The 25893-nt window shown below is 36.2% G+C and carries 21 protein-coding genes; 1 reads left to right on the forward strand and 20 read right to left on the reverse strand.

From position 1 onward, the window contains the following. Positions 1–98 precede the first annotated feature (98 nt). Positions 99–3788: a S8 family serine peptidase gene (locus CSUIS19072_RS01830; RefSeq protein WP_180380999.1), complete on the forward strand. Its 3690-nt coding sequence runs from the start codon at positions 99–101 to the stop codon at positions 3786–3788. A gap of 507 nt (positions 3789–4295) precedes the next feature. Here the strand turns inward: CSUIS19072_RS01830 and infC are convergent. From infC to CSUIS19072_RS01930, 20 genes are all read right to left on the reverse strand, one after another. After that, entirely contained in the window at positions 4296–4811 is a 516-nt protein-coding gene (gene infC / locus CSUIS19072_RS01835; protein WP_086237586.1) for a translation initiation factor IF-3, read from the reverse strand. Then, a complete protein-coding gene (gene thrS / locus CSUIS19072_RS01840; RefSeq protein WP_086237585.1) occupies positions 4808–6622 on the reverse strand; it encodes a threonine--tRNA ligase in 1815 nt (604 codons plus the stop codon). Before thrS ends, infC begins: the two co-directional genes overlap by 4 nt. A gap of 111 nt (positions 6623–6733) precedes the next feature. Continuing rightward, the gene (locus CSUIS19072_RS01845) at positions 6734–7546 is read right to left on the reverse strand and encodes a 3'(2'),5'-bisphosphate nucleotidase CysQ family protein (RefSeq protein WP_086237584.1); all 813 of its coding nucleotides are present in this window, start codon (positions 7544–7546) and stop codon (positions 6734–6736) included. After that, a complete protein-coding gene (locus CSUIS19072_RS01850; RefSeq protein WP_086237583.1) occupies positions 7518–8789 on the reverse strand; it encodes a citrate synthase in 1272 nt (423 codons plus the stop codon). The genes CSUIS19072_RS01845 and CSUIS19072_RS01850 overlap by 29 nt, the downstream gene beginning before the upstream one ends. Before the next feature lie 78 nt (positions 8790–8867). Continuing rightward, positions 8868–10034, reverse strand: coding sequence for a cation:proton antiporter (locus tag CSUIS19072_RS01855; RefSeq protein WP_086293104.1), 1167 nt, complete (start codon positions 10032–10034; stop codon positions 8868–8870). Next, the gene (locus CSUIS19072_RS01860; RefSeq protein WP_236845286.1) at positions 10015–10860 is read right to left on the reverse strand and encodes a biotin synthase; all 846 of its coding nucleotides are present in this window, start codon (positions 10858–10860) and stop codon (positions 10015–10017) included. The genes CSUIS19072_RS01855 and CSUIS19072_RS01860 overlap by 20 nt, the downstream gene beginning before the upstream one ends. Continuing rightward, entirely contained in the window at positions 10850–12934 is a 2085-nt protein-coding gene (gene topA, locus CSUIS19072_RS01865) for a type I DNA topoisomerase (RefSeq protein WP_086292968.1), read from the reverse strand. The genes CSUIS19072_RS01860 and topA overlap by 11 nt, the downstream gene beginning before the upstream one ends. A gap of 80 nt (positions 12935–13014) precedes the next feature. Beyond that, positions 13015–14421 (reverse strand): NADH-quinone oxidoreductase subunit N, encoded by a 1407-nt coding sequence (locus CSUIS19072_RS01870; RefSeq protein WP_086237580.1) that lies wholly within the window; start codon positions 14419–14421, stop codon positions 13015–13017. After that, a complete protein-coding gene (locus CSUIS19072_RS01875) occupies positions 14418–15896 on the reverse strand; it encodes a complex I subunit 4 family protein (protein ID WP_086292966.1) in 1479 nt (492 codons plus the stop codon). Before CSUIS19072_RS01875 ends, CSUIS19072_RS01870 begins: the two co-directional genes overlap by 4 nt. Beyond that, positions 15893–17698 carry an NADH-quinone oxidoreductase subunit L gene (gene nuoL, locus CSUIS19072_RS01880; protein WP_086292963.1) on the reverse strand — a complete coding sequence of 602 codons (1806 nt, stop codon included), beginning with the start codon at positions 17696–17698 and terminating at the stop codon, positions 15893–15895. The genes CSUIS19072_RS01875 and nuoL overlap by 4 nt, the downstream gene beginning before the upstream one ends. Further along, positions 17688–17996, reverse strand: a complete 309-nt coding sequence (nuoK, locus tag CSUIS19072_RS01885) for an NADH-quinone oxidoreductase subunit NuoK (RefSeq protein WP_086242436.1) — start codon at positions 17994–17996, stop codon at positions 17688–17690. The genes nuoL and nuoK overlap by 11 nt, the downstream gene beginning before the upstream one ends. Next, positions 17989–18483 (reverse strand): NADH-quinone oxidoreductase subunit J family protein, encoded by a 495-nt coding sequence (locus tag CSUIS19072_RS01890; RefSeq protein WP_086293101.1) that lies wholly within the window; start codon positions 18481–18483, stop codon positions 17989–17991. The genes nuoK and CSUIS19072_RS01890 overlap by 8 nt, the downstream gene beginning before the upstream one ends. Further along, complete coding sequence (locus tag CSUIS19072_RS01895) at positions 18483–18980, reverse strand: NuoI/complex I 23 kDa subunit family protein (RefSeq protein WP_086292961.1); 498 nt, start codon at positions 18978–18980, stop codon at positions 18483–18485. Before CSUIS19072_RS01895 ends, CSUIS19072_RS01890 begins: the two co-directional genes overlap by 1 nt. Beyond that, the gene (locus tag CSUIS19072_RS01900) at positions 18970–20244 is read right to left on the reverse strand and encodes a complex I subunit 1/NuoH family protein (RefSeq protein ID WP_086292959.1); all 1275 of its coding nucleotides are present in this window, start codon (positions 20242–20244) and stop codon (positions 18970–18972) included. The genes CSUIS19072_RS01895 and CSUIS19072_RS01900 overlap by 11 nt, the downstream gene beginning before the upstream one ends. Further along, positions 20241–21620: a 2Fe-2S iron-sulfur cluster-binding protein gene (locus tag CSUIS19072_RS01905; RefSeq protein ID WP_086292957.1), complete on the reverse strand. Its 1380-nt coding sequence runs from the start codon at positions 21618–21620 to the stop codon at positions 20241–20243. Before CSUIS19072_RS01905 ends, CSUIS19072_RS01900 begins: the two co-directional genes overlap by 4 nt. A gap of 3 nt (positions 21621–21623) precedes the next feature. Next, on the reverse strand, positions 21624–22838 hold the full coding sequence (gene nuoF, locus CSUIS19072_RS01910; protein ID WP_086242432.1) for an NADH-quinone oxidoreductase subunit NuoF: 1215 nt from the start codon (positions 22836–22838) through the stop codon (positions 21624–21626). Beyond that, positions 22825–23316, reverse strand: a complete 492-nt coding sequence (locus tag CSUIS19072_RS01915; protein ID WP_086242431.1) for an NADH-quinone oxidoreductase subunit NuoE family protein — start codon at positions 23314–23316, stop codon at positions 22825–22827. The genes nuoF and CSUIS19072_RS01915 overlap by 14 nt, the downstream gene beginning before the upstream one ends. After that, positions 23313–24995 carry an NADH-quinone oxidoreductase subunit D gene (locus CSUIS19072_RS01920; RefSeq protein WP_086292955.1) on the reverse strand — a complete coding sequence of 561 codons (1683 nt, stop codon included), beginning with the start codon at positions 24993–24995 and terminating at the stop codon, positions 23313–23315. Before CSUIS19072_RS01920 ends, CSUIS19072_RS01915 begins: the two co-directional genes overlap by 4 nt. After that, positions 24988–25494, reverse strand: coding sequence for an NADH-quinone oxidoreductase subunit B (locus tag CSUIS19072_RS01925; RefSeq protein ID WP_086242429.1), 507 nt, complete (start codon positions 25492–25494; stop codon positions 24988–24990). The genes CSUIS19072_RS01920 and CSUIS19072_RS01925 overlap by 8 nt, the downstream gene beginning before the upstream one ends. Then, on the reverse strand, positions 25485–25847 hold the full coding sequence (locus tag CSUIS19072_RS01930) for an NADH-quinone oxidoreductase subunit A (RefSeq protein ID WP_086292953.1): 363 nt from the start codon (positions 25845–25847) through the stop codon (positions 25485–25487). The genes CSUIS19072_RS01925 and CSUIS19072_RS01930 overlap by 10 nt, the downstream gene beginning before the upstream one ends. Positions 25848–25893: the final 46 nt, after the last annotated feature.

Raw genomic sequence — 25893 nt, forward strand, 5'->3', positions numbered from 1 at the left:
TTTACTATTTAAGTAGTTTTAAAGGGCTAAAAAGAGATAATATCAAATCATAAATCACTCGCTAATCAATGGAATTTGGCTACAAACAAGGAGAACAGGTGAATAAAATCTCAAAAATCACACTATCATTTGCGTGTGCAACCGTATTACTATCTAGCGGAGCCTTAGCAAATGATGGAGCTTATAAAATAATCAATCTTGATAAAGCAAAAGAGCAAAACCCAACCATAAATGGCTCTGGCGTAATCGTGGGCGTAGTAGATAGCGTATTTAATACCAACAATCCAATCATAAAAGATAAATTAGTAGGTGCGATAAATAACACTATAGACCCAGATCGCTTCGGCGGCACAGATAAGGCTACTATGCTTCACGGCACTCAAGTATCCTCTCTTATAGTAGGCGATAGTAGCGACCTCACAGGAGTGGCAAGTGCTGCTAAATTCTACGGCCTAGCCTATCTAAATCCAAGCCCACTATACACAGGCGATATAAAAGCAGATGTAGAAAAGATGATACAAAGTGGCGTAAAAATGATAAATCATAGCTACGCTAGTGAGGGCTTCGTGCTTATAAATCGCAAGTGGGGTAATGGCTTAGAGAGCATAGATAATAATAGCCAAAATAGTGGCGCTATAAGCTATAGCGAATTTCAAAAGCTAACCCAAAGCGATATAAGCTTACAAAGGGCTCAAAGCCTAGCTGAGTTATCTAAGCAATATGGTATCTTAAATATCGTAGGCGTGGGAAATGATGGGTTTAGCTCACCTAGAGCAAACTCCATTTTGCCAAGCTATGATGAGAGCTATAGGGGGCTTTTAGCCGTTGGTGGGCTAAATTCAGATAAGGTTAGCATTGAAAATGGCAAGATCAAAATCGGTGGCATTACAGAAGCAGAGTGGAAAGCAGCAGCACAGAAATGGAGCCAAGGCAGTGGCGATAAAAGCAAGGTAATCCTAAATGAGCTTATCACAAAGCAAGGAATTTATGCTTATAGCAATTTTTTCAAAGGCTCAGCCTCGCTTTATGGTATTATGGCACCAGCACAAAATCTAACTACCGCAAATGGTAGATATGGATATACATATTATGATACAAGCGATAAAAATATAAAAACAGATTTAGCCACCACTATGAAGGATTCTGGGACTAGCTTTGCTACTCCGCTTGTAAGTGGGGTTGGGGCATTGGTAGAGCAGAAATTTCCGTTTTTAAATGGCTCACAAATCGGCGATATTTTACTAACTACGGCTAATAAAAATGTAGAAACCCCAAATTTAATAGTAACTAAAAATGTCGGCAAAACTGGGCAATCTGAATTTTATAGCATTTTTTACATTGATAAGGATGTGCCAACAAATGGTAGTGGTATAGACTGGGAGCAGGTCAAAACAGATTTGATAAATGCTGGATTTAAATCAGGCGAAAATGATAATAGTGTAGCTCAATATATCATAAATAACCTACTAAAAAGTAACGAAGATGTTGGTAATAATAACAAAGCCAACTCCGTTGCCGTTGTCAAACTAACCAAAGATGAATTTATAGGTAGTGGAATTTTAGACGCTAGTAAGGCTCTAAATGGTCTAGCAGCTCTAAATATAAATCGCTTAAATCCTAGCGATATAGAGAGCTTTGATAATAAATATTACGCATTTTATACCATTGATACAAATGGACTAGATGGCACCTTTACAAATGATATTGATGAGATAAAATGGGATGATAAATACCATCTAAGCGACGCTACAAACTCCCTTAAAAGCGATAATAGGGTAAATGCGAATTTATCCACTCTTCAAGCTGGATTTGTAAAAACTGGAGATGGAACGCTTAAATTTAGCCAAAATAGCCTAAAATATAATGGCCCTACTATAGCTCGTGGTGGAGTTTTGGAGCTTTATAATGTAACTGCTGAAAACACCCCACTTTATGCAGATAATGGCGGTCAAATCCTAATATCTGGCGAAACTAACGCAAACAAAAATCTATACGCTATAAATGGCGGCGTGGCTAGGATAATTGGCAAATTAGCAAATGGGGATATTTTTGCTAGGAGTGGCGGTTTGATTAGCGGGACTGGAACTATAGCCAAAAATCTTACCAATGAAAGCGGTATCGTTATGCCTGGTGGAGCGGGGCAAATAGGCATTTTAACCATTGATGGCAAATATACTCAAAATGAAAATGGGAGTTTGCATATAAATTTCGATGACAAAGCCAACTCAGATATAATAGCTGGAAGTTATGATATTAAGGGCGGAAATTTGGTTTATATCCCACTTAACGGACAATTTTTCCAAAGCGGACAGGAGATTAATATTAATTTTGCTAAGCTAGGTAGTGAAAATTTAGATAAATTCACAAATATCACAATCCAAAATACAAGCTCTTTGGAATTTAAGCTAAAAGATAATAACACAATAATATCAAACGAAAACACCAATAATTCTGGAAATAATAACCAAAGTAATGAAAACAACAATAAGCCAAACAACGAAAACACCAATAATTCTGGAAATAATAACCAAAGTAATGAAAACAACAATAAGCCAAACAACGAAAACACCAATAATTCTGGAAATAATACTATAATAGTAGAAGTAAAAGAAGATGCCTATAAGCCTACAAATGCCTCACAAGCGACAAACTTAGCAGTATCTCAAGCATTAAAACAAATTAGAGAGTTATCAAATTTAAATCAGGATTATCAAAATTTCTTTGGTAGATTAGATACTTTAAACCAAGAAGTAAAAGATGAGATTCTATCTAGCACAAACCCAAATGATACTCTTTCAAATACAAAAGATACACTAAATTTCCAAAATCGCTCTATGCTAAATAATATCTCCTTTTTAGCTGGTGGCTCATTAGGCAATACTGCTAAAGTCGCCGCAATAGCTAAAAATTCGCAATTAGCCCTTATAAATAGCGATATGGCTGATAATATGGTCTATGATATCTTACAAAGCTATAATGACGCTTTAAGCAAAAGTGAGATCTCAAGCAAGGTCTCATACACGCACTTCAAAGGCGATGAATATAAAACCAACGCCTACTCTGTGGATCTAAATACCAAAAAATGGATAAGCGATGATGTGAGAGTGGGGGCATTTTTAAACTACTCATACCAAAAGGGAGATTATAAATTTTCAGACCTAACAAGTCAAATAATCTCTATTGGGTTAAATGGCTTAAAAGATTTTGGGGCTGTAAATTTAATAGGCGGAGTGGATTTTGGGCTATCATTTAACGATATGGAGCGTCAAATTTTAACGCAAGATACAAAGCTTCAAGCAAATTATAAGAGCTATTTTGTATCAACAGAGCTTGGTATATCAAAAGATTTTATCATCAATGATAATCTTGTTTGGACGCCAATTTCTATCTTAAATTACATATACTCTAAGCAAGATAGCTTTAAAGAGAGTGGCGGCATACTTGCTAAAGGCTATAATGATATAGATATAGATACCTTAAATTTAAGCCTAGGCGGAAATCTAGCCTATAGCTTCATCAGCCAAGACAACACCTTTACTACGCTAAATGGCTTTGCGTTTTACACAAGGCGTTTAAATAGCGATAACTTTGCTAGTAAAGAGTATTTTGTCGATGCGAGTAATAGCACTTGGACGCATAATTATAAGCTAAATAAAGATAGCGTTTATTTTGGTATCGATACAAATATTGAAAAAGGGAATAAATTTATCAAATTCCTTGTCTCAAGTGAGATAGCAAAGGACGAACATAGCGTAAATACAGCTATCACAGCTGGGCTTAGATTTTAATATTGATTTAGCTCTTGAGGGCTAAATCAACTCATTTATAGAGATTTAATAGCACTAAAATTTATTCTAATCTTTAATAAGTGGTAGCAAAAGTAATAAACCTAAAATATCTTAATTTGGTATTATAAACCAAGGGCGATGGAGCTAAGAGCCACATTCTAAAGCTTTAAAAGGCGGATTATTGAGCTAATAATAAAAGTATTTTATTACTTTTCAAGCATAAAATTTATATTTTACACAGATTTATAAAAACTACGCAAAGCTAACACAGGAGAAATTAGCATAAATTAGGGATACAACACCCAAATTTAGCTAAATTTATGGTATTTGGAGCAAATAAATCTAATAAATTCCATCTTATCTCAAATAGCAATCACTTCATTTGTCTCTAAGCTTTTAATTTATTATTACAGAAATTTAGCACCGCACCCAAAAACAAATATCAACAAAACTGCAAATATCTAAAAATGCTTTTTAACAAAAACCACGCTAAAAAATAGCAAAACGCTATTTTTTAGGTGTTACAAGCATATTGACATAACGACCTTCTAGTGTTGGCGTCTTATCTCTATCAGCATACTCTTGGATATTCTCCCAAATTTTCTCTAGCAAGGTTACCCCGATTTCAGGAGTAGACATTTCACGACCTTTTAAAAATACTCTAAATTTGACATATTTGCCTTCAGATAGAAACTCTTGTGCGTGTTTTACCTTGTAATTTATATCATTTTGTGCGATTTTAGCAGAGAGCTTAATCTCTTTAATCTCAATTACCTTTTGTTTCTTTTTAGCCTCTTTTTGCTTCTTTTCTTGCTGATAGCGGAACTTTCCATAGTCCATTATCTTACACACTGGCGGCTTAGCATCAGCAGCTATCAATACTAGATCTAACCCCATCTTACTAGCTATGCTTAACGCTTCATCTTTGCTAATGACACCATAAGCCGTGCCATCATCTCCTACACATCTAACCTCGCTTGCACGAATCTCTTCGTTTAGATAAACCTCTTTATCTTTACTCAAATACTCACCTCGTTTAATTTGGTTTGGACTAAGCTATAAAATTCATCTAAGCTTATATCCTTTTGCTCTCTAGCCCTACGATCTCGCAAAGCTACACCTTTATTTGCTACTTCATTATCGCCAAGCACTATTATCATAGGTACTCTTTGTTTTTCTGCATTTCTAATTTTTTTATTTAATGTCTCATTTTTGCTAAAAATTTCGCTATCTACATTCATATCAAGTAGTTTTGTATAGATCTCCTTAGCATAATCCAAATGCGTCTGATTAATTGGTATAATCACAACTTGAGTTGGTGCGATCCAAAATGGCAACTCCCCAGCTGTGTGCTCAAGCAAAATTCCAATAAATCTCTCAAAACTACCCAAAATAGCTCTATGAAGCATTACTGGCTGCTTTCTTTCGTTATTTTCATCAATATACTCTAAATTAAATCTAGCTGGTAAGTTAAAATCCACTTGTATAGTTCCGCACTGCCACTTTCTTTTTAGAGCATCAGTAATTTTAATATCGATTTTTGGACCATAAAATGCCCCGCCACCTTCATCAATACCATATTTTAGCCCTTTTTCATCAAGGGCATCTTTTAAGGCTTTTGTAGCAATCTCCCAAACCTCATCATCGCCTACAGCCTTAGCTGGTTTAGTCGAGATCTCCATCTCATAGCTAAACCCAAAAGCCCCCATAAGCATATCAACAAAGCTTAAAATTTCATACACATTCTCTTTAATCTGGCTTGGCATACAAAATAGATGAGCATCATCTTGAGTAAATTCACGCACCCTAAAAAGCCCGTGCAAAACACCGCTTTTTTCATGTCTATGCACCACACCATACTCAAAAAATTTAAGCGGCAAATCTCGATAGCTTCTAATTTCGCTTTGATAGACCTTTATATGGCCTACGCAATTCATCGGTTTTATACCATATTCTTGCTCATCAATTGTCGTAAAATACATATTTTCTTTATAATTTGTATAGTGACCGCTGATTTTCCACGCATCGCTTTTTAGGATTTCAGGGCCACGAACTGGCTCATAGCCACGAAGTCTATGAGTGCGATATAACTTATGCTCCAAGCGACTTCTAAGCCTTGAGCCATTTGGTAGCCAAATAGGGAGTCCCACCCCCACGCTATCATCAAAGGTAAAAAACTTCATCTCGCTTCCAAGCTTTCTGTGATCTCGTTTTTTAGCCTCTTCTATGATCCTAATATGCTCATTTAAGCTCTCTTTATCAGCATAAGCCGTGCCGTAAATTCTAGTTAGCATTTCACGATTTTCATCACCGCCTAGATACGCCCCAGCAATTCTAGTAAGCTTAAAAAATCTAGCAAAAATCGTATTTGGGATATGTGGCCCACGGCAAATATCCTCAAATTCGCCTTGAGAATATAAGCTCACATCGCCATCTGGTATGCGTTTTAAGACCTCTTGTTTTAGATCATCATCTGCATATTTGACCGCTACTTCACTTTTAGTTGAGCCGATTTTGATAATTGGCGTCTTAGCAAGAGCTAGCTCTTTCATCTTCTTTTCTATTACTGCTAAATCATCTTCGCCAAGCTTACTTCCATCGCTTTTACTTACACGCATATCGTAGTAAAAGCCATCTTCAATGGCTGGACCAACAAAAAATTTAACATCTGGATAAAGCTCTTTAATCGCCGCTGCCATCAAATGCGCACAGGAGTGGCGTATGATCTCAAGTGCCTCTTTGGAGTTATCAAATTTAATTTCGCTACCACCGCCGGTGTAGCTTTGTGTATCTACTATTTTACCATTTACATTATATCCGATTATTTCACTCATATACTCTCTTTTCAAAAAAAACGAAATACTAAATTTTATCTAATTGTATTTTAACTTAAACTGAATTTTAATAAAATTTAAGCTAATGCTAAAAGTTAATTTAGACTTCAATTAATCAATATTATTGCTAAATTTAATATTTTTCGATGAATTTAGATAGTCTAAATATCTGCTTAAATTTGGCTTTTGTAAGCTACTCAAAGCTATAAAATTATCATTTAATGTCTCCTTTTTAGCATAATTTAAAGGTTTTAAATCACTTAAAGATAGCATAATTCCACCACTTTGATGAAGTAAAAAATCCCCAGCAGCCGTATCCCACAAACTAGAGCCATATAGCCTGATAAATACCCCAGCAAAACCTTGAACTAGATATGGAAATTTGATAGCTGAGCTGAGTTTAATAATATCTAAATTAAAATTTTTAGCAAATTTATCTATATCGTTTTTAGATTTTCCGCTTATTAATGAGCTTTCATTCTCATTTATACTGATAATCTCGCCATTTTTATATATGCTAGAGCCTTGATAGCTACTATATATTTGATTATGAACTGGAGAGTATATCACTCCTAAAATTGGTCTAGAGCGATAAATCAACGCTATACACACACAAAATTCTCCACTCCTAGATACAAATTCCCTAGTCCCATCAAGCGGATCAACTAGCCAAAATATAGAGCTTTCATCTCTTTGATTAAATGGCAAGATACTCTCTTCAGAGCATATTGGAATTTGAGTTTTGCTTAAGATTTTATATATAGCCTCATTAGCTGATAAATCAGCCGTTGTAAGAAGTGAATTATCTTTTTTATAATAAATTTGAAACTTACTATAAGATTTTAAGATCTCTGCCCCAGCGGCAAGCGCCGCCTTTAGGGCAATTTGATGTAGATTACTTAGGTTGAGATGCTGGTCCGACATATAGCTGTCTTGGGCGAACAATTTTGATATTATCTTGAGATTTTAGCTCCATCCATTGACTTAACCAGCCAGGAACCCTACCCATCACAAAGATAGCCGCAAACATCTCATTTGGAATTCCTAAAGCTTTTAAGATTACGCCACTATGGAAATCAACATTTGGATAGAGATTTCTTGATACGAAATACTCATCATTTAATGCTATCTCTTCAATTCTAGTAGCGACTTTTATTAGATTGCTATCGATACCGATTTCATCAATTAATTTATCTCTTAATCCTTTTAAGACTTTCGCTCTTGGGTCAAAGTTTTTATAAACTCTATGCCCAAAGCCCATTAGACGGAATGGGTCATTTTTATCTTTTGCTTTTTTGATGAATTCATCTACTCTATCTGGAGTGCCTATCATCTCAAGCTGTCTTATAACGCCCTCATTAGCACCACCATGAGCATGACCCCAAAGCGCACCTATACCAGCACTTATACAAGAGTATGGATGAGCGTGAGTTGAGCCAACAGTTCTAACTGTGGTAGTAGAGGCGTTTTGCTCGTGGTCTGCGTGTAGCATTAGTATGGTATCAAAGGCTTTTACTTCGATTGGTTTTAGATCTACTTTATCGTGCGGGAATGCTCTTAACATATATAAGAAATTCTCTGTAAATCCGCGATCCAAATCTGGATAAATCACAGGGAAGCCTCTTACATGGCGATAGTGAAATGCTATCATAGTAGGGATTTTAGCTACCATTCTTTTAGCTAATTCCATATAATCTTTCATATCATCAAAGCTCATATCCCTTTTGTAGTAGGCACTCATAGTAGCCACACTAGCTTGTAAAACTGCCATAGGATGAGCCTTATCAGGGAAACAGTCAAATAGCTTAATCATCTTCTCATTTAGATAACTTCTCTCTTTTAACTCTTGGCGAAATGCGTTTAATTCATCATCGCTTGGGAGTTTGCCGTTAAATAGTAGATATACTAAATCTAGATATTTTTTATTCTCAGCAAGCCACGCTATATCATAGCCCCTATGCATCAAAGTGCCAGCCTCGCCATCGATATATGTAATAGCTGAGCGACACATCGCAGTGCTAGTATATCCACGGTCAAATGTAAACATACCAGTATCTTTATATAAAGTAGATATATCTATAACGCTAGGCCCTAAAGTACCATCAAGAATAGGAAATTCATAACTCTTTCCATTTCTGTTGTCAGTTAATGTTACTGTGTTACTCATTTTGATCCTTTTATTAAAATTTTTTATATCTTATCTAAATTTTATTTAAATTAAATTGCCCTTAAATATCTAACTTAATTATTTAAGGCGAAATTTAAGATAATTTGTAAATTTTATTAATATCATAGACAAAATCACCTCAAAAATACTAGCAATAATAAAAGCAAAATATAGCTCTTTTGGTATATTCCCAGCATTATAAGCCACAGTAGCTACTGCCACTAAAAGCGTAAGTGGCATTGAGAGCGATAAACCAAAAAGAATGCTATCATACAATCCAAAACGCTTTATAAATATCATAGAAGCCATCACACGCACAATAATCATAAATATCATTAGTTTTACAGCATTATCAATCACTCCAGGCGTTAAAATATAGCCAAGCTCCACGGTCGTGCCAATATATACAAAAAATATAGGCACTAAAAAGCCAAACCCAAAGCTACCAAGCTTATGTGGGAGATCTTTTTTATGATTAAAAAATGTCGCTATAAAACTTCCAGCGATAAACGCACCTAAGACAATCTCTAAATTTAGATATATCATCACTGCTACAGTGCTAAAAAATAGAGCCATAGAAAGGCGAATATCCTTCTCGCTCTTATCATCGTGTGGCATTAGTAGAATTTTAAGATTTGGATACCACCAAAATAGCACTTCAAGCCCCTTAAATCCAAGCATACAAAGCACAATAAATAGTATAAGATAGTATATACTACTAAATAACTCAATAGAGCTACCAAATTCAATATAAGCTGACATAAGGGTTAAAAGAGCGATACTTACTACCTCTCCTATGCCTCCAGCTATCATAGCTGTATTTAGCCAAGGCTCATTTTTACCATACTCTTTAAAAAGGGTAGATAGTATCCCAACAGACATAAGTGGCACCACCACAATAACCAAAAATATCGGCGATATAAATACCCCGATAATCCCAGCTATAATATACAAAATAGCGATATAAGAAAGGACTAACTTTATAATGCTTTTTTCGATTTTAAAAAACGATTTTAGATCTATCTCTGTCCCAGCTAAAAACATAAGATAGAAAAACCCAACTTCTGCTACTATCTTAAATGGCTCACTATGCGGGATAAAACCAAAAAACCCACAAAGAATTCCCAAAATAATCTCTATAGGAGCAATTGGTATCTTTGTTATTTTGGAAATATATGGCGATATGAAAATTATAAACGCCAAAACTAATAAAATAGAAAGCTCATTAGTGGCACTGTGATGCAAACTCAAAGCCTCTTTTTCTTAGCTCAGCTATATCCTTACTAGCAACCTCGCCACTAGTAGTAAGATAATCACCAACCACGATGGCACTAGCGCCATTTTCTAAAATTTCATACTGTCTATCTCCTAGCACTACCTCTCTACCGCCAGCTACCATTATTCTAGTATTTGGCAAGGCTTTGGCTGTATCTTTTAATATACCTAAAGCCTCATCGGCACTAAGCTTTGGCTCTTTGATTTTTAATGCGGGATTTGGTATGAAAAAATTAATAGGGCTAGTAAATGGATTTAGCTCTTTGAGTGAATTTCTAAAGCTTATCCTATCTTCATTGCTCTCTCCAAGCCCATAAATCCCACCGCAGCATAGCTCAAGACCGGCTTTTTTAGCATTTAAATTCGTCTCAAATCTCTCATCCCAGCTATGAGTGGAGCAAATTTTAGGGAAAAACTCACGGCTAGTTTCAAGATTGTGGTTATAGCTGAAAATTCCAGCATTTTTAAGCTCTTTTAAGCTCTCATAACTCGCACTTCCATTACAGGCTATAAGCATTAGCTCAGGCACCTCTTTTTGCAAAGTTTTAGCAGTTTGGCAGATAAACTCAAGCTTGTTATCATCAAGCCCCCTACCGCTAGTTACAAGGCAAAAGCCAAGAGCTTTATTAGCTCTAGCCATTTTGGCTTCAGTTAGAATTTGCTCTATGCTTTTTTGTTTATATCTATTTATATCAGCTTTTACATGAGCGCTTTGAGTGCAATACGCACAATCTTCAGGACAATTTCCACTACTAACATTACATATCGCACAGAGCATTACTACCTTATTTGTCATCTTTCACCTCTTCTTTAAATTTACACTGCAAACACTCGTTAAAATCGCCTTTTTTTAACTCTTTTAAGATCATAGGAGCGTTGCAACTTGGGCAATTCTTGCCAGCTGGTTTATATTTGCTTATAAAATTACATTTTGGATAGTTTAAACAGCCATAAAATTTCCCTTTTTTTCCAAATCTCTCTACCAATTCACCACCGCATTCAGGGCATTTTATACCTATTTTAGTGGGTTCTTTTTTCTCTAATTTATCAGATTTACCCAAATTTCTACTATATTTACATTTTGGGAAATTTAAACAGGCTATAAACTCGCCAAATCTACCCTTTCTCTTAACTAGCTCCCCACCGCATTCAGGGCATTTCTCGCCTATTGGTTCGGCTACTTTTTGGCTTTTTATATTTGTCTTTCCATCATTGATTTTTTGGATAAAAGGGTTATAAAAGCTAGATAGCACCTCTTGCCAATTGGCTTTATTCTCAGCAATATCATCAAGCTTTTTCTCCATTTTAGAAGTAAATTCGCTATCTACAATATCATTAAAATGCTCTTCAAGCACCGAAGTCATGGTAAATGCAATATCATTTGGTATTAGCTGCTTTTTCTCTACTTTTACATAATCACGGCTTGTTAAAAGCGAAATAGTCGGCGCATAGGTGCTAGGTCTGCCAATCCCAAGACTCTCTAGCTTTTTTACCAGTCCAGCCTCAGAGTAGCGACTAGGTGGCTCGGTAAAATGGCTACTGCTTTGCATACTTTGGACGCTTAAATCATCGCCGATATTTAAAGATGGCAAGACTATATCCTTGTCTATATCGCCATAAACCTTATAAAATCCATCAAATATCACCTTTCTGCCTGAGAGTTTGAATTTAGAATTATCGCTTTTTATGATGATATTTTGCGTTTGAGATATGCTAGGATTCATCTGGGAGGCCAAAAATCTATTATAGATAAGGGTGTAAAGCTTTAAAAGATCTTTATCTAAAAATTTAGCAGCAATATCAGGAGTAAAGCTCAAATTTGTCGGTCGAATGGCTTCATGAGCCTCTTGAGCGCCCTTGCTTTTAGTCGCATATATTTGAGCCTTTGATGGCAAGTATTTATCGCCAAATTCGCTCTTTATAAGCTTCCTTGCAGCTTCTACTGCCTCTTTGGCTAAATTTAAACTATCAGTTCTCATATAGGTTATAGCACCCATAAATCCACTATTTGTCTGGACACCTTCATATAGAGTTTGGGCTAACATCATAGTCTTTTTAGGGCTAAAGCCAAGCCTATTTGACGCACTTTGCTGAAGAGTTGAAGTCATAAAAGGCGGTTGTGGGCTGGTTTTTCTCTCTTTGGATTCAATATCGCTAATTTTAAATTTATCTTCTTTTAAAATATCTAAAATATATTTGGCTCTTTGGGGGTTAGTTATAGTGAGTTTTTCTATTTTTGAGCCTTGGAATTCGATAAGCTCAGCTTCTAAATCATCTTTAAATTTAGTATCAATGCTAAAGTATTCAACACTCTTAAATTCCCTTATCTCTCGCTCGCGATCAACTAAAATTTTAAGAGCTGAGCTTTGAACCCTGCCAGCACTTAGGCCCCTTTGAATTTTGATATTTAAAAGCGGACTTAGCTTATATCCTACTATTCTATCTAGAAGTCTTCTTGCTTGTTGTGCATTTACGCTATTCATATCTAGCTCTCTAGGATTAGCTAGAGCCGCTTCAATGGCACTCTTTGTGATTTCGTGAAAGACTATTCTAGGTAGAGTTTCAGGCCTTTTACCAATTGCTGTTGCGATATGATAAGCTATAGCCTCGCCCTCTCTATCCTCATCGGTCGCAAGATAGATGGTATCAGCACTCTTAGCAAGCTCTTTAATCTCTTTTACTATAGCGGAGTGGTCGCTGCTAATCCTATACTCTGGAGTAAATTTATCCCCTTCTATCTTAATGCCAAAGCTAGATTTAGGCAAGTCTCTAATATGCCCTTTACTAGCTATAACCTTATACTCAGAACTTAAGAAATTTTTTATAGTTTTAGCTTTAGCTGGAGATTCAACTATTATTAACTTACTCATATATCGCCCCAAATTCAGTTAGGCGTAATTTTACCAAAAAACTATAAAATAGATATAAAACAGTCTAACAATAGCTAAATTTAGCCCACTATCAAAGATAAATAGCCTAAAATTGAGCTAATCCCAATCCCCTCTAAAATCACAAAAGCAATCGCTAAAATACTTAAAATTCCTATCCAGACAGCTCTACATTTTGGGATTATGATAGCTTGATTTGGCGATTTAAAATATATGCTAATTATGATTCTTAAATAGTAATATACTGATAAAATGGTATTAATGATACCAAAAATTGCCAAATACGCATTACCAGCTTCAAAAGCACTTGAGAATACATAAACCTTACCCAAAAATCCCACCGTATATGGAAATCCAATATATGAAAGGCAGATAATAGTAAATGCTAGTGCGCCAAGCGGTGAGCTTTTATATAATCCTGCGATGGAGTCTATGGTAACTTGTTTATCGCCAAAGAGTGAATTTAAAAGCAAAAAGCCAAATCCAGTTGTAATAGCATAAATCGTGATATAAAACACCCCAGCAAATAGCGGATTTTCGACATTCAAACTAGCTAAATTTATAAAAATATACCCAGCATGAACGATCCCAGCGGCTATTAAAATCTTTTTGACATCAATCTCTTTTAGGCTTAAAAAGTTGCCTATAAACATACTAAATATCGCCACAACGCTAAATATAATGGCTAAAATCTCATCCCAGCCACCGCTATAAAGCAAGGCAAATTTAATCAGCATTCCAAAACTAGCTAATTTAAACGCTCCGGCTAAATATCCAGTTATACTCGTGCTTGCTCCATAATACACATCAATGCTCCAGCGATAAAAGCCAAAAATCGCAATCTTAAAAAACATCATAGAGATAATTAGCATAGCGCCAATTGTAGCAATAAGTGATGGGGATATTAATCTGCTTATTATCTCATATTTTGTTGTTTGCGTATCGCCAAAAATCAGTGCTGCACCAAGCAAATAAAACGCACTCATAAATGATGAAAGCAAGAAGTATTTAAAGGCCGCTTCAATGCTTTTGGTGTTTGAATTTAAAGCTATCATAGCATATATGGATATGGAGGCAATCTCTATAAAAATCAGCGTGGTTATAATTTCGCTTGAGATTATCATACCTATCATACCAAATGAGGCTAAATTTGCTAATGCTATAAGCTCAGGCTTAAAATAGCTCTCATCATCGCTAAAATATAAAGTAGCTAAAAATATCATCATAAGAAAGGCTATAACAACGCAAAATATAAACTCAAATTGCCCAAGAATTATAAATTCATTAACAAAAAATGGTATATCACTACTAAATATCTGAACTCTAAAAGCAAAAAATGAGATTAAAATAACAGCCCAAAAAGCTAAATTTAACCCTAAAAGTAGGGCTTTATTAATCCTTGTAACGCTTAAAAATATATTAGCTATAATAGCGGCTATTGATAGTAAAAAAGGTGTTAAAGCTATCATTCTTGCCCCTTTAAATTTGATTTTATATATTTTTCATAGTGGCTTTGGATTGTGCCTTGAGATAGATCTAAAATTGGTTTAGGATATATACCCATCACAAATATCACAATCGCCACAAGGCTAAATGCTATAATTTGAGATTTTCTAAGCTCTTTGAATTTATCTGTAATTTCATTTACACTTTGTAAAATTGCCTTGCGATAAACCACAAACATATACACAGCACCAACTATAATAGAGGTTGTAGCGATGATACCATATATTAAATTTGTTTTAAATATACCAACTAAGATTAAAAGCTCTGCTACAAAGCCAATTGTCGTAGGAAGCCCCACGCTTGAGAGCATCATAATGCCAAATATCGTAGCAAAAATAGGAGCCTTATGAGCTATACCACCAAGATTACTAATCTTGCGAGTGCCTAGCTGAGAGCTGATAATGCCTACCATCAAAAACATCGCACCACTAGTTAAGGCGTGAGCTACAATCTGATACATTGCCCCACTCATTCCCACTACATCAAGGCTAAAAACTCCAGCTAAGATTAACCCTAAATGCGAGGCTGAAGCAAATGCCAAAAGTGTTTTAAAGTCATCACACCTAAGTGCAATCACCCCAAAATATATCATAGAAAATATCCCAAGTGCCACAAAATAGCTAGAAAATTCCACAAAACTAAGAGAAAATATCGGCAATACAAATCTCAAAATCGCAAATACCGCCACCTTAGACGCAATGGCTGAGAGCATAAATGTAGCCACGCTAGGAGAGTGAGTATATGCCCCACTAAGCCACATATGAAATGGAAACAAAGGGAGCTTAATCACAAAGGCTATCATAAAGCTAAAAAATAGTATTCGCTCTGCCATCAAGCTTAAATTTAAATTAGCCAAATCGGCTAAAGCAAAGCTATAAAAGCCAAATTCAAAATAGTGAGCCACGCCAAGATAGATAATCGCCCCAAGCATAATCATCGATCCAAATATCGCATAATACATCATATCAAGCATAGCCTTAGCTCGTTTAATGCTTTTACCATATAGTCCAGTCATTATAAATATCGGCAAGAGCATCATCTCCCAACCAGCATAGAAAAAGATCAAATCAAGCGAGCTACAAACAGCCAAAAATCCACTCTCTATAAAAAGCAAATTCGCCCAAAAGCCTTTTTCTTGATACCTAAGCACAAAAAACAAAAATGGCAAAAATAGCGTAATAATCAAAATAAGATATATATTAATCCCATCAACGCCAACCATATATGTAATCCCATAGCTTTGCACTAGCGGGATAATATCTACAAACTGCACTCCACCAGCTGGGTCAAAGCCAATAGTCATAGTAACAGCCAAAATCGCCACAAAAACAGAGCCGCTAAAAGCTATAATCTTACCCCAAAAATTATTACAAAACAGAGCTATAAAAACCCCTAATAAAAATGGTATAAATATAATCAAACTCAAGATACTACTCATAAAATAGCCTTTGAAAATATAATAATAACACAGATGAAAAATAGCATATAAAACGCATATGAACTAGCTAAGCCACTTTGAGTGTATCTAGCATAAATTTGGCTAAATGCCCTAAATGCTAAAGCACTAAGCTCAACAAGCGGATATAAAATTTTATCATCTACAATCTTGCGTAAAAAGCAGCTAATTCGCTTTAAATTTTCTACAAAAACAAAATCATATATCTCATCTATGTAGAATTTATTTGCTACGATACTCTCAAATTTACCCATTTTCTCCTCGCAATTTTTGTAGTTATAAAATTTCTTATAAGCGATGAAAATACCAATAGCAGATACCACCATACTCACCACTCCAGCGATGATCTCCACCATCAAAGTCGGATGATCAATATCTAAAAATATCGCCATAAATCCACCACCTAAGGCAAATAGACAAAGGATATAATTTACCCCAAGCATACTAAATGGCACCTTATGTTGCTTTGGTGCGGGATTTTGTGAGTAAAATACCAAGAAAAATAGCCTAAAACAATAATACGCAGTAAGCCCAGCAGTAAATAATAAAATAGCAAATATAGTATAATGCCCAGAAAGAAGCGCCCCAAGGATAATGGCATCTTTGGAGAAAAATCCAGCAAAAGGGAATATCCCACTAATTGCGAGCATGCCAAAAAGCATTGGATAATATAGTGATTTATTATCTTTTAAATTCCCCATTTTAAAGATATTTTGCTCATGATGAAGCGCTATAATGATAGCCCCAGCACTCAAAAACAGAAGCGCTTTAAAAAACCCATGAGTAAATAGATGGTACATAGCAGCCCCAGAGCTGTAGCTAAGCGCAGCGAACATATATCCTAATTGACTCATAGTGGAGTAGGCTAAAATCTTTTTAATATCAGTAGCCTTTGTAGCGATAATCCCAGCAAAGAGTGCTCCAGCCGCACCAATCCCTGCTAAAACCTCCACTGGCAAACTAAGCCCAGCAAATAAAAACTCAAACCTAACCACCATATAAACCCCAGCTGTAACCATCGTCGCAGCGTGGATCAAGGCTGAAATCGGCGTTGGACCAGCCATCGCATCAGGTAGCCAAGTGTATAGCGGAATTTGAGCTGATTTAGCTAGCGCTCCAGTAATGAAACAAAATGCTATAAATATCGCTACACCAGGGCTAAAGCTCACTTCATTTAAGCCAATATAATCAAATTTAACCCCGCTACTAGCAAGATATAAAGCAATAAGCCCAATCAAAAAGCCAAAATCACCAATTCTATTTAAGATAAAGGCTTTATTACCAGCTTTTACATTATCTTTATCGCCAAAATAAAAGGCGATTAATAGATATGAGCATACGCCCACGCCCTCCCAGCCAACAAACATTAAAATAGGATTATTAGCCAAAACCAAAATCAGCATTGAAGCTAAGAATAAATTCATATAACAAAAAAACTTACCAAAGCCCTCATCACCATCCATATAGCCTATAGAATACAAATGTATAAGCATACCCAAAAACGCCACAAATATCGCCATCACAAGGCTAAGATCATCAAGATAAAATCCCACATTTATGCTAAATCCAGCGATATCAAGCCAGCTAAATATATCCAAATTCAAGCTACTACCATAGCTATTAACAAACAGCACAGCCATAGTTACAAAGCTAACTACAGGTCCAGCCATACCTAAAATGGCAAAAAACCCTTGAGATAAGCCAAGAGCTCTTCTAGAAAGATATAAAATTCCAAGCAAAAAACTACCGATAATTGGTGCTAAAATTACGATATTAACTAGCATTACTATCCTTTAACTCTTTAAAGCTATCTATATTTAGGGTCTGTTTAGACTTATGCAGTAGCGTAATGAGCGCTAGACCAAAGCTAGCCTCAGCTGCGGCTATAGCGATAACTAGCATTACGATGACTTGACCATCTAAATTTAAATTAACCCTAGCAAATATCGCAAAAAGCAAAGCAACAGCATTTAACATCAGCTCAATAGACATAAAAATAGTAAAGATATTCTTACGCAAAATAACACCGCAAATCCCAATCACAAAGAGCAAAATCGCTACAAATATATAGTTCTCAACCATTATTTTTGCCTTTTAAAATCGCCACAACCCCAATCAAAGCAGCAGTTAAAAGTAGCGAAATCATCTCAAAACTAAATCCCCAGTTAAAAAATAGATATTTTCCAAGTAGAGCAATATCCCCAAACCCATCAGGCACAATCTCAAAGCTACTAGGCATTAACGAAAGCCAGTAAGCCAAAAAGCCAAAAACGACTAAAGGCAAAGCGGCTTGAATCATCTGTATAAAGCTAAATTTAGCCCATAAGCTATCTGATTTGATATTAAAAAACATCATCACAAAAACCGATAAAACCATAATCGCCCCAGCATATACTACTATTTGGATTAAAAATAGAGTCTTAGCGTATAATAAAAGATACAACCCAGCTATAGCCACCAAAGAGACAATCATAGATAAAGCCCCATGGATAGGCGCTTTAAAGCTAATCAAACCCAAAGCTCCCAAAATAGCTAAAAATGAGAAGTTAATAAACAAAAAATTCTCCATCAAAACTCCCCCCTTTTTCTACTACTAAGCTCATTTATATCGCTAATGAAGCTATCTCTACTACCTTCAACCTTTGTAAATATCCCGCTATCCATCCTTATAGCATCCTTAGGGCACGCCTCCACGCAAAGCCCGCAAAATACACACTCCAAAAGATCTATATTAAAGACTTTTGGGGCTTTTTCTTTACTACCAGGGACTTCACAAGCTTCTATAAATATACATTTAGCCGGACAAGCTGTAGCGCACATATCGCACGCAACGCACTTTAATTCGCCATTATCATATTTGGTTAATCTATGAAGACCACGATATCTAGGGCTGATATCATCGGGTTTTTGCTCGGGATATTCTAGGAATTCAATATTTTTGGTATTGAGTAAATTTCTGATAAAATGCTTAAAAGTCCTAGCCATTCCAGCGATGATATAAAATATATAAATTCGCTCTAAAAGTGGCATTTTTTTACGCTCAATCTTCTTAATCTTAATTGCCATAAACCACCACCAATGCTGTAATAATAATATTTAAAATTGCCAATGGCATGAGCTTTTCCCAGCCTAAGCGTTGAATTTGGTCATATCTAAATCTAGGTAGAGTCCATCTAACCCATATAAATACAAGTAGCACGATAAAAGTTTTTAAGGCAAATACTATTAAATTCACCGCAGTAGCCACAATCTCAGCACCAAATTCACCCAAATTTCCATAAAAATATAAGCTTATAATATCTATAATCGCCACTATCACAATAGTCAAAGCGTAGTATATGATATTCTCTTTTTTTCTATGATCTTTATTTATTTTATATCTTGTAACATTATTTTTACTAACCCACCAGATAAATAATAGACCAAAAATAGTCGCCACGCCAGCTATGCTAAGTAGCACAATCTCATAATTAGCAGCCAAACTAGCTTGTGAGAGATATGGCAAGGAGTATCCACCAAAAAATATCGTAACTATAAGCGCACTCATAGCAGTCATTGCGATATATTCAGCCATAAAAAACATAGCAAAGCTCATCGCACTATACTCAAGGTGATACCCAGCTACTATCTCGCTCTCCCCTTCAGCTAAGTCAAATGGAGCCCTATTAGTCTCAGCAAAAGCACAGATTATAAATATTATCGCCGCTAATGGCTGAATAAATATCCCCCACGAAGGAAGCCCCAAAAATGAGCCTTGCTGTGCTATCACAAAATCATTTAAACTAATTGAATTATATGTAATTATCATACTAACAACAGCAAGTCCTAGCGGAATTTCATAGCTTATAGCTCCACTAGCAGCACGCAAAGAGCCTAAAAGAGAGTATTTATTATTTGAGCTCCAACCAGCTAGCATAATACCATAAATGCTAAGACTAGCAAACCCCAAATACCATAGCATACCACCATCAAATGGGATTGCTTGCATAAGGTGCTTTACTCCATCAATGGCAAAATACTCACTAAAAGGAATTACGGCTATAGTAAGTGTACTCATCAAAAATAGCACCATAGGAGCGATGGTAAATAGTGCTTTAGATCTAATGGCTGCTGGGGTAAAATCCTCTTTTATAGCTAGTTTCAAAGCATCAGCCAAGGCTTGAACTAACCCACCAAGCCTTATCCCAGCGATATTTGCCCTATTTGGGCCTGGGCGGTCTTGGATAAAGGCTGAAATTTTACGCTCTAAAAGCACCAAAACAGGTATCAAAGCCAAAATAAATATAAGAATAAACGCAATTCTAAATATAATTAGCCAAATCTCACTCATGCAAACGCCTTTAATATACTCATATCAAACTCCGCCCTATCCCCCATAAGCTCACTTACAATATCGCAAATTCTAGGGCTAAGTGGCTCAAACGCACCCTTGCTAAATCGCAATTTGCCATCTATATTTAAGGTATGTCCATCTCTGTGATAGCTACTAGCACAAACTATATCCGCATCACTGTTTGAGCCGATTTTGATTAGGCTTTCAAACTCAAATTTATTAAGAAATTCAAAATCCTTGCCAAGGTGGAAGACTATTAAATTCTTAGATTTTTTATCTAAATTTTTATCTAGTCCAAGCCTATTTAATCCAACTCGATTAGCGGTTTTATTAGGCACTCTAAGCTTTAATCCAATCTCATCTTTAAAGCTCTCGTCCCTAAAATCGCTAAATCCATATAAACTCATATTAAATTTACTAGCCAAAATCTTAATAGCGCTCATCTCTTCTATACTCAAAGAGCTTGAGATTAAAATATCATATTTATCGCCATTTGTCCTAATATCTAAGGCCAAAGATGAGATCTTAGCACTATCATCACGCTTGATTACTTGCTCATTTTTGTAGCTATAGCGACCATAATCACAGATAAAATAGCCATTTACGCTACTCTCTCTAGGTCTAAATCTATAAATTTTACTATCTTGATATTTTGCCTTATTGCTATCAATCCATATAGCACAGCCCCTTTCGCACCCTTGGCAAATAGCTGGGGTCTTTTGAAGGTGCCAAACTCGCTTTTTAAATCTAAAATCAGCCGAAGTCATCGCTCCAACAGGACAAACATCTACTATATTACCAGCATATGGATTGTCTATTTTCTTGCCATTCATAAGCATTATATGGCTATGCTCACCACGCCCACCTACGGCTAACTCATAGCTTTGAGTGCATATTTGAGTAAATCTTACACACCTTCTACAAAGCACGCATCTCTCTTCATCATGGACTACCAAAGAGCCAAAATCCTCTCTTTTGCCCTTTCTTACCTTATCAGCTAAGCTTACCTTGGAGTCTTGTAAATCAAATTTCATATAATAATCTTGTAAATCGCACTCTCCAGCTTGATCGCAAACTGGACAATCAAGCGGATGATTGATAAACTCAAGCTCCAAAATTCCACGCTGAACTGCCCTTGTAAGATCGCTATTTATCTTAATCTCCATACCATCTTTTATCGGCGTATCACAAGCGATTTGCGGACGCTTTTGCCCCACCACTTCTATTAAGCACATTCTACAATTGCCACTAACCCCAAGTGCTTCGTGGTAGCAAAAGTGCGGAATCTCGATATTGTGTTTTTTTAGCTCAGTAATTAGGTTGCCCTTCTCATCTACGCTAAATTTCTCTCCATCAACTATAATCTCTACCATATATTAATCCTTACAAAGCGCTAAAAACTCATCTTCAAATTTGGTTATAAAGCCTATGATTACATCTTTTACCGCTGGAGCAAATACACAAATTGTCTTACCATCAAGCATAAAGCAAATATCTTTTAGAGTAGCTAGATCTCTTTTGCTTCCTTCGCCTTTACAAATTCTCTCTACCACTCGCATTCCCCAGCCGCAGCCCTCACGGCATGGAGTGCATTGTCCGCAGCTCTCTTCGGTATAAAACTCAAGCAAATTCAAAAGCACCTTAGGCATACTAACCGTATCATCAAAAACCATCATACCGCCAGTTCCAAGAGCGCTTTTATACTCCCATAAATTCTCATAATCTAAGGTGGCTTTCATAACCTCATCTTTGGTAAGCACCGCAGCAGATGACCCACCAGGGATAACAGCCTTTAGCTCTCTATTTTTCCATACTCCACCGCCAAATTCATTGATAAAATCAATCATTTTAGTCCCAAATGGCATCTCTTTAACGCATGGAGTATTTACGCACCCAGTAACGGCAAAGAGCAGAGTTCCAGGGGATTTTTGCGTTCCTACACTTCTATATTTTTCCCAACCATTTTTAACTATAAAAGGCACACTAGCGATGGTTTCGACATTATTTACCACACACGCACTACCAAACAAAAAATCCGGCTCAGCTCTATTATGTGGTTTTAATCTAGGATGCCCCCTTTTGCCTTCAATACTCTCTAAAAGTGCGCTCTTCTCACCGCAGATATAGGCTCCAGCACCCTTACAAACTATAATTTCTAGGCCACGCCTCTCATCTTTGGATTCATTAATTGCCCTTTTAATGCTTTGATACTCTCTCTCATATTCGCCCCTAATGTAGATATATGCTCTACACGCACCAAGAGCGTAAGCTGAGATTATGATCCCTTCAATAAGCAGATGTGGATCAAGATTGAAAATATACTTATCCTTACAAGTTCCAGGCTCACTCTCATCGCCATTTACCACCAAATAGCGTTTATCGCTAGGCCAAGTTACCATATTCTTCCACTTAGTTCCGCAGTGACCGCCACCACCGCCCTTGCCCCTTAATCCGCTCTTATCAATCGCATCTACTATATCCATTCTTGGCATTTTTAGAATTTCATCTAAATTCGCATATGCCCCATGGGCTTTAGCGACCTCTATTTTATTGGCATTAGGTATATCAAATCTAGCACTAACGACCTTCATTTTCTCTCCTTAGCCTTTCTATTAACTCTATGATACTCTCCTTGGTTAGATCGCCGATTTGCTCTAAATTTGATAGCATACAAGGCGCCTTCTCACAATACCCCAAGCACTCGCTCTCCCCAAGGCTAAAAAGCCCATCTTTAGTAGTTTCGCCCATCTTAATCCCAAGAAGATCGCTAGCGGCTTTTATCACTTCATCGCCACCTCTTAATTTACAAGTGATGGTCTTACAAAATTTAAGCTCATATTTACCCTTTTTGCTCTCATTAAACATAGAGTAAAATCCCATAACTTCAGCAAAGAATATAGCCTTAATCCCAAGAGTTTTTTCTAAATACAATATATCTTCAGAGCTGATAAATCCTTGTCTTCTTTGTAAAATCCAAAGAGCTGGTAATACTAACGCCCTATCATCATCTACTTTGGTGCGAAGATTATTTAAGCCTTCTAGCTCATCTTTTGTGAATTCAAAACTCATCTATCTAGCTCCCCAGCAATTATATTTATACTACCTAAATTCAATATACTATCAGCGATCAGCCCACCTCTAACCATATCGCTAAATGCGTTTAAAGCGTAAAAGCAAGGCGGTCTAAGCTTTAAGCGGTATGGCATATTTTTCCCATCGCTAACGATGAAAAATCCTAGCTCACCATTGCCCCCTTCACTCGCACCATAAAAATGCCCCACAGGAAGCTTAACTCCATCAAAAATTAGTTTAAAATGATTTATCAAAGCCTCGATATTGCCATATACTTCACTCTTTGGTGGGAGAATTATATCTTTATCTTTGATACAAATATCGCCACTTGGTATTTTCTTAATCGCTTGACGAATTATAGAGACACTCTCTTTCATCTCATAAAATCGCACAAACATTCTATCATATATATCCCCACAGCTACCAACAGGAACATTAAAATCAAAGCTATCATAATAGTAATATGGCTTATCTTTTCTTAAATCATAATCCACGCCACTAGCTCTTAAATTTGGCCCTGTAAATCCATAGCTTAAGGCATCTTTGGCACTAATTTTACAGATATTTTGAACCCTATCTAGGAAAATTCTATTTTTCTCCACAAGGGTTAAGGTATCATCAATACCCTTTTGAACCTCTTTTAAATATCCCAAAAGCTCATCTTCCCAACCATCATAAAAGTCATGCGCCATACCACCAATTCTAGCAAATGAATTTGTAAATCTAGCCCCAGTTAAACGAGATAAGAAATTATAAATTTTCTCTCTAGGATTGTATAGATACCAATAATTTGTAAGCGCCCCCATATCCACAAACATCGCCCCAAGGCAAACCTCATGATCTATAATGCGAGCCAACTCACCCAAAATCACACGCATAAAAATCGCTCTATCAGGCAAGGTAACACCCAAGATATCTTCTACCGCCTTAGCATATCCGACATTATTTAGCATAGCAGAGCAGTAATTTAGCCTATCTGTATATGGTATGATCTGGGCATAGGTATGAGTCTCACAGGACTTTTCAAATCCTCTGTGCAAATAGCCAATCTCCGTTACACAAGCAGCGATTTTCTCCCCATCAAGCGCCATAAAATTGCGTATCGTTCCATGCGTAGCTGGGTGCGATGGACCTATATTTAAAAATGTATATTTGATCTTAAATTCATCATTTTCTTCACTAGCAAGACCAAGACTTAAGAGCTGATCTCTCATCTCATCAACCAAGCTATCGCTTTGAGTTAAAATTTGGTATTTATCAATCGGATAATCCTTTCTCAAAGGGTATCCCACAAACTCCTTATGATTTAAGATGCGTCTAAGGTTTGGATGATTATCAAATTTAACCCCATATTGATCATAGCACTCTCTCTCAGCCCAATTAGCACTTTTGTAAATTTGACTAACACTTTGAAGGCTCTGACATTCATCTAAATCAGTTTGTATTATAAAATTCCCACCCCGTAAAGAGCTAAAAATATAGTATAAGCTAAATCTTTTTGGATTATTTAAATTTAGATTATCCACACAAGCAATATCAGCTAAAATCTCATATTTCATCTCATCACGAGCAAATTTAACCGCATTAAAAATATCATCACTAGCTACTATTGCAGTGGTAATGCCATTATACTCAGAAATTTTAGAACTAAATTTGGATATAAAACTACTAAGCATCTAAAAGCCCCTTAAAATCTCTATGGCGATCTTTTATACTACCAGCTTTTATCTTTTGCTGAATGGCTAAAATCGCATCAATTATCGCCTCTGGTCTTGGCGGACAACCGCTGATATAGGCGTCTACTGGTATTATCTGATCTATTCCTTGAAGGGTTGTATAATTATCATAAAATCCACCACTACTAGCACACGCCCCCATACTCACAACCCACTTTGGCTCACACATTTGATCATATATCTCTTTTAAAATTGGAGCTTGTTTAAACGATATTGTCCCGGCTACTATCATTAAATCAGCTTGACGCGGTGAAAACCGCATAACCTCAGCACCAAAACGGCTCAAATCATGCTTAGATGATACAGCACTCATAAACTCAATCGCACAGCACGCCGTCCCAAAAATCATAGGCCAAAGCGAATTTGACCTCCCCCAGTTAAAAAGTGCGTCTAATCTAGTTAAAATTAGATCATTTTTGACTAAATTTTCTATTCCCATCTTAAAATCTTCTTTTTATAAATATAGTATAAGCCAACAAGCAAAATAGCCATAAATACAAACATCTCTACCAAAGCATAAAGGCCAAGCTCCCTAAGGCTTACAGCCCACGGATACATAAAAACAGCCTCAATATCAAATATCACAAAGACAATTGCCACAAGGTAGTATTTGACATTTATGCTTGAGTTTATCCCACCATAAAAATTGACAATCCCACTTTCGTAAATTCTATCTTTTGAGCTATTGCTTTTGCCAGTTGGACCGATTTTTTTAGTGAAATAAAAAGCCACACAAAGTGCTAAAACGATGAATACATAGAGATATAAACTCCATACAAGATTACTATCCAAAGCCTTTTCCTTGAAATTTTACTTGAATTAACTGGGCGTAATTTTA

This window comes from Campylobacter sp. RM19072 (assembly GCF_024723485.1).
Lineage (GTDB): Bacteria > Campylobacterota > Campylobacteria > Campylobacterales > Campylobacteraceae > Campylobacter > Campylobacter porcelli.

Bases quoted from the DNA above. Each gene is read 5' to 3' on its own strand.
- thrS (WP_086237585.1), bottom strand. From the start codon at position 6,622: ATGAGTGAAATAATCGGATATAATGTAAATGGTAAAATAGTAGATACA.
- CSUIS19072_RS01845 (WP_086237584.1), bottom strand. From the start codon at position 7,546: ATGTCGGACCAGCATCTCAACCTAAGTAATCTACATCAAATTGCCCTA.
- CSUIS19072_RS01850 (WP_086237583.1), bottom strand. From the start codon at position 8,789: ATGAGTAACACAGTAACATTAACTGACAACAGAAATGGAAAGAGTTAT.
- CSUIS19072_RS01860 (WP_236845286.1), bottom strand. From the start codon at position 10,860: ATGACAAATAAGGTAGTAATGCTCTGTGCGATATGTAATGTTAGTAGT.
- topA (WP_086292968.1), bottom strand. From the start codon at position 12,934: ATGAGTAAGTTAATAATAGTTGAATCTCCAGCTAAAGCTAAAACTATA.
- CSUIS19072_RS01870 (WP_086237580.1), bottom strand. From the start codon at position 14,421: ATGATAGCTTTAACACCTTTTTTACTATCAATAGCCGCTATTATAGCT.
- CSUIS19072_RS01875 (WP_086292966.1), bottom strand. From the start codon at position 15,896: ATGAGTAGTATCTTGAGTTTGATTATATTTATACCATTTTTATTAGGG.
- nuoL (WP_086292963.1), bottom strand. From the start codon at position 17,698: ATGCTAGTTAATATCGTAATTTTAGCACCAATTATCGGTAGTTTTTTG.
- nuoK (WP_086242436.1), bottom strand. From the start codon at position 17,996: ATGGTTGAGAACTATATATTTGTAGCGATTTTGCTCTTTGTGATTGGG.
- CSUIS19072_RS01890 (WP_086293101.1), bottom strand. From the start codon at position 18,483: ATGGAGAATTTTTTGTTTATTAACTTCTCATTTTTAGCTATTTTGGGA.
- CSUIS19072_RS01895 (WP_086292961.1), bottom strand. From the start codon at position 18,980: ATGGCAATTAAGATTAAGAAGATTGAGCGTAAAAAAATGCCACTTTTA.
- CSUIS19072_RS01900 (WP_086292959.1), bottom strand. From the start codon at position 20,244: ATGAGTGAGATTTGGCTAATTATATTTAGAATTGCGTTTATTCTTATA.
- CSUIS19072_RS01905 (WP_086292957.1), bottom strand. From the start codon at position 21,620: ATGGTAGAGATTATAGTTGATGGAGAGAAATTTAGCGTAGATGAGAAG.
- nuoF (WP_086242432.1), bottom strand. From the start codon at position 22,838: ATGAAGGTCGTTAGTGCTAGATTTGATATACCTAATGCCAATAAAATA.
- CSUIS19072_RS01915 (WP_086242431.1), bottom strand. From the start codon at position 23,316: ATGAGTTTTGAATTCACAAAAGATGAGCTAGAAGGCTTAAATAATCTT.
- CSUIS19072_RS01920 (WP_086292955.1), bottom strand. From the start codon at position 24,995: ATGCTTAGTAGTTTTATATCCAAATTTAGTTCTAAAATTTCTGAGTAT.
- CSUIS19072_RS01925 (WP_086242429.1), bottom strand. From the start codon at position 25,494: ATGGGAATAGAAAATTTAGTCAAAAATGATCTAATTTTAACTAGATTA.